The sequence below is a fragment of the Moorena sp. SIO4A5 genome (assembly GCF_010672005.1).
In the GTDB taxonomy this organism is placed as follows: domain Bacteria; phylum Cyanobacteriota; class Cyanobacteriia; order Cyanobacteriales; family Coleofasciculaceae; genus Moorena.
This window is the reverse complement of the sequence record NZ_JAAHHZ010000367.1, coordinates 1-4,713: the sequence shown is the minus strand read 5'-3', so window position 1 is coordinate 4,713 and position 4,713 is coordinate 1. Positions and strand designations below refer to the sequence as shown.

Annotated in this window: 4 protein-coding genes; all 4 read left to right on the top strand. The window is 42.6% G+C overall.

Annotated features, from left to right (window positions below; translation table 11 throughout):
• A partial coding sequence (locus F6K57_RS37125) for a cytochrome P450 (RefSeq protein ID WP_293073288.1) occupies positions 1–380 on the top strand: 380 nt, incomplete at its 5' end.
• Positions 381–435: 55 nt separating this feature from the next.
• Entirely contained in the window at positions 436–1,791 is a 1,356-nt protein-coding gene (locus F6K57_RS37120) for an aminotransferase class I/II-fold pyridoxal phosphate-dependent enzyme (protein WP_293073286.1), read from the top strand.
• 68 nt (positions 1,792–1,859) lie between these two features.
• Positions 1,860–2,342 (top strand): cytochrome P450, encoded by a 483-nt coding sequence (locus F6K57_RS37115; protein ID WP_293073290.1) that lies wholly within the window; start codon positions 1,860–1,862, stop codon positions 2,340–2,342.
• 374 nt (positions 2,343–2,716) lie between these two features.
• Entirely contained in the window at positions 2,717–4,297 is a 1,581-nt protein-coding gene (locus F6K57_RS37110; protein WP_293073284.1) for a cytochrome P450, read from the top strand.
• Positions 4,298–4,713: the final 416 nt, after the last annotated feature.

The window sequence follows — 4,713 nt, the reverse complement described above, 5'->3', positions numbered from 1 at the left end:
CTTCCTTGGAGGCTGAACGTGATACCATAATTGAGGGCAACTTGATTCCTCGTGGCACGATTATCTCCTGGTCAATGCTCGCTGCTGGGCGAGACCCAGAGGTCTATGCCAATCCCAAGGAATTTTGGCCAGAGCGTTGGTTAGACCAGGGCAAAGGCAGTAACCCACTTCCCATGATAACCTTTGGCTCAGGTTCTCATCGTTGCTTGGGAGAGCATCTGGCCATGGTAGAAGCAACGGTAATGCTAGGAATGCTGCTCCGTTATTTCGACTGGGAGTTGGTCAATGGTCGTTCATCTGTTGAACAGTTACAACAGAACCTTTTGATTTATCCGTCCGATGGGATGCCAGTGCGTTTTCAGGCTAGACCAACCTGCTGAATGTTTATAATCCCACTACACTAATCAACTTTACTATTAAGGAATTTCCTGGTTTATGAAATCACGTTCAACAGAAGAGTATGAATTATTTAGAAAACTTAAACGCTATCAAGGTCAGCTTGATCTGGGTCATTCAGATGCCCCTGAATATAAGAAGAAAGATCTAATGGTAGAAATGGAGAATTTATATGCATCTTACCCTGCCCAGTATTTAGTCGATTCTCATAAGGTAACTGTGCCAGAAAGTCTTGCTCATCTAGGTGCAGAAAAGATTTTTGGACTAATTCCATCTTTTCCTAAAGTTGATCCGAAGTCAGTAGTTATTTTCCCTAAGACTTCAACAATTCTTGTTAAAATGTCGATTTTAGCATCCAAATATAGATTATTACAACAAATGGGAGGAAATGTTAAACCTATTACAGTCATTTATCCAGAAGGTAACTTTCGCTACAACCATAATATAGATATATTTTGTGGCACTACTCGGCATTTAGTAGAAGTTTGTCCTTCGAGTTTTAAGATTAAGCCAGACAAATTGGAAGAAGTCATTTGTACTGCAAAAAATAATGGATATCTAATTGCTGCTTTGATACTGGAAACCCCTAATAATCCCTGGTGCCAAATTTATAGTCGAGATGAGTTAAAAGAATTAGCAGAGGTCGCCCATCAACATAATATTCTAATCATTAATGATATGTATTTTTCAGGAACTGAAGCAATAGAAAATGACCAAGTTTCAGTGGCTAGTGTGAGTAGTAGCTCAGATTTAGTTATCACAACCTGTGGAATGCGAAGACAATTTGGAATTGACGGTATTGGCAAAGTAGGTTTTTTGACGAGTCAGAATGAGGCGCTTGTGAAGGAAATTAAGCGCTTTGTTGTTGCAGCACATATTCGTTACACCAATGCCGAGGTACTTACAGCTTCTTGGGCTCTAAACAAAAGAGACTTGACTGATCGTGAAGAATTGAGAAAAGAGTTAGAGATATTGAGGGCTAATGCTGAAGCTTTGCTGATGAATTCTGATTTATTTGCTATGGGAATGAAGATTATAAAGAGCAGCTGTGCAGGGCCTTTTGTCAATATTGGGTTTAACTCAGAACTAGAATCTAGGATGAAGATTTTAGGGATAGCGGATAGTTATAATTTGGGTGAATATTTTTCTCAAATTGGAAAGGTTACACTTTTACCTTTAAGCTCAATGTTTACCAAAAAAATTGGCTTTCGGGTAAACGTGACAAATAGTTCGGAGTATAAAGCAGGATTAGCCTGTATGCAGGCTACCATTGAAAAGATTAACAAAGGAGTTTCTTATCTTTCTTTAGAGACAGAAATAAATCAAGAATATGAGATTTTGAGACAAGGTTATCGTCCTTGGGAAGCAGGACAAACGCATCTAAAGGAGAGTTAGCCTTAAATCCAAAGGTTTTTCAGAAAGCACAGGCTGTGGTTGACCAATGTTGACAACGTTCAGGTGGTATTAATACAGAAAGTCTGAAGAAATTGAGTTACATAGGTGCGATTTTCAAAGAAACTTTTCGCCTTTATTCTGTCGCCTCAGGTTCCACTGCCTTGGAGGCTGAACGTGATACCCTGATTGAGGGCAACCTGATTCCTCGTGGCACGATTATCTCCTGGTCAATGCTTGCTGCTGGGCGAGACCCAGAGGTCTATGCCAATCCCAAGGAATTTTGGCCAGAGCGTTGGTTAGACCAGGGCAAGGGCAGTAACTCACTTCCCATGATAACCTTTGGCTCAGGTTCTCATCGTTGCTTGGGAGAGCATCTGGCCATGGTGGAAGCAACGGTAATGCTAGGAATGCTGCTCCGTTATTTTGATTGGGAGTTGGTCAATGGTCGTTCTTCTGTTGAACAGTTACAACAGAACCTTTTGATTTATCCGTCTGATGGGATGCCAGTGCGTTTTAAGGCCAGAGACTTGCAGTGTATTGAAGAAACTTAATGGGCTCTCCTAGGATGGCTATGATAAATTAGTACAAAATAATAGCTATAGCCTTTACTGAATAAGGCTTTGAGTAATTTAAAAATTTAATTTCAATAAAAATGTATGGCTGTCCTAGACTCATTTACTATAATCAGTCTAGGACAGCCAATTAATGTTGCTTTCAACAGCTGTTTGCTGGAGATGGCTTGATTGGTGTTACTGGTGGTATCAGTGCGATTCTCGAACCGATTATGTTTCGTTGTAATAGGACTTACGCAAATCCCTCAATTTAACGCTACCTGTAGGGTGGGCAAAACCTTGCCCACCCTACCCATGGATTCTGTGCGTAAGTCCTGAGTAAAAGTTAATAGTTGTTGAACTAAGGCGGATTCATGTTCCAAGAGATTGCGGCTCAGATTGCTTTTTCCCCCTCCTTGCCCTATGTAGCCACAGCCCTAGGGGTGACTAGCATCGGGGGACTACTGGGCTGGCGCTGGTGGCAACGAAAAAATACTTACAAATCCCTAGAGTCACTCCCCTGTCCTCCCAAACACTGGCTATTGGGAAATCTTCCTCAACTATTAGCAGCAGTAAAACAGAAGAAATTCTTCCAATTCTTGTTTGATTGGAGCAAGCAGCTAGGCCCGATTTATGTTTTGTGGCTTAACTCTCCAGTTCTGGTTTTGAGTCAACCAAAGGTGATCGAAAACACCATTGTGAATGGCATCAAAGATGGCAGCTTAGTTAGGTCTGAGCGAATCTGCAAAGTTTGGAACGACTTTGGTGGTGGTCCAATTCTTATCGGCCAAAACGGGACTGAGTGGCAGTGGCGACGGAAGGCTTGGAATCCCGAATTCAACTCTAGTAGTCTGTCGAAATACTTTGACATTATTAACCTTGCCTGCGAACAAGTAATTGCCAGACTTCAGCAAGATAGAGCGCAAACAGAGGTAAAGGTCGATTTCCTGTTTGTGGAACTAACCATGAAGGTGATTTTCTGTTTAGTGATCGGAATTCCTGTGGATGGGAAATCCTCTAGTTCTGAAGGTCCACCCCTCGATATTCTCAAAGCCCACGAGGCGATGTCTATTTTTGGCTATCGGGCCCTACGGTTAATTACTGGCGAGAAGAGATGGATGAAATATTTGCCCACTAAGGCTTCACGAGATTACTGGAGAGCAAGGCGATATTTAGAGGGTGTGATTGGTCCGCGAGTGGACTTAGCCTTGAAGATGAGAGCACAAAACCTGACTAATTGGAACCAGGTAAGTCCAATGTTCCAGGAATCGATGTTGGTGAAAATAGCGGCTCGCGAAGGAAAATACACTCGGAAAACACTGATCGCAGAAGCAATTCAACTCTTAATGGCTGGTACTGATACCACAGCTCATACTTTATCCTTTGCAGTAGGAGCGTTAACCTTAAATCCAAAGGTTTTTCAGAAAGCACAGGCTGTGGTTGACCAAAGTTGGCAAAGTAATGGTGGTATTAATACAGAAAGTCTGAAGAAATTGACTTACATCGGTGGGATTATTAAAGAGACTTTGCGCCTTTATTCAGTCACGTCAGGTTCCGCTTCCTTGCAGGCTCAACGTGACACTGTGATTGAGGGCAATCTTATTCCTCGTGGCACCACAATCCGGTTGTCAATGCTTGCTGCTGGGCGAGACCCAGAGGTCTATGCCAACCCCGAAGAATTTTTGCCAGAGCGTTGGTTAGACCAGGGCAAGGGCAGCAGCCCACTTCCCATGATAAATTTTGGTTCAGGTTTTCATCGTTGTTTGGGAGAGCATCTGGCAATGCTGGAAGCAACGGTAATGCTAGCAATGCTACTCCGTTATTTTGACTGGGAGTTGGTAAATGGTCGTTCATCTGTTGAACAGTTACAACAGAACCTTTTTATTTATCCGTCTGATGGCATGCCAGTGCGTTTTAAAGCTAGAGACTTGCAGTGTATTGAAGAAACTTACTAGGTTTTAGGGAGTAGGGAGTAGGGAGTAGGGAGTAGGGATTAAGGGCAGTCATGGGGGTTTCCACGGGGCTGACAATGGTTTTATGGGTAACCTATCTATTAATAAGAGACCTTCATGATATACCCAGTCATGCCCCTGACCCCTCACAGGTCTCCTCAGCTTAACGGTAAGGTATGAAGAGCATGTTAAGCTTATAGATTAAAAGGCTCCCGACCACTATCTAATCATAGGCACAGACAACTATGCGACCTGATTTGCAGGACTTGGTGATTTCACAGGACTATCTCAGCAATTTGATTGGGGAGAAGCCAGAGCGAGTCAGAGGTTTTTTCCTAGAGAAACCAAAAGAACCAGGAGATTTCCTGATCAAATTGGGTAGAGGGTCCTTTCTATGGCTGAAATATAAGGCAGTTAGA

What these genes read in the sequence shown, in the direction of transcription:
- F6K57_RS37120 (WP_293073286.1), top strand. Translation starts at nt 436, where the DNA reads ATGAAATCACGTTCAACAGAAGAGTATGAATTATTTAGAAAACTTAAA.
- F6K57_RS37110 (WP_293073284.1), top strand. Translation starts at nt 2,717, where the DNA reads ATGTTCCAAGAGATTGCGGCTCAGATTGCTTTTTCCCCCTCCTTGCCC.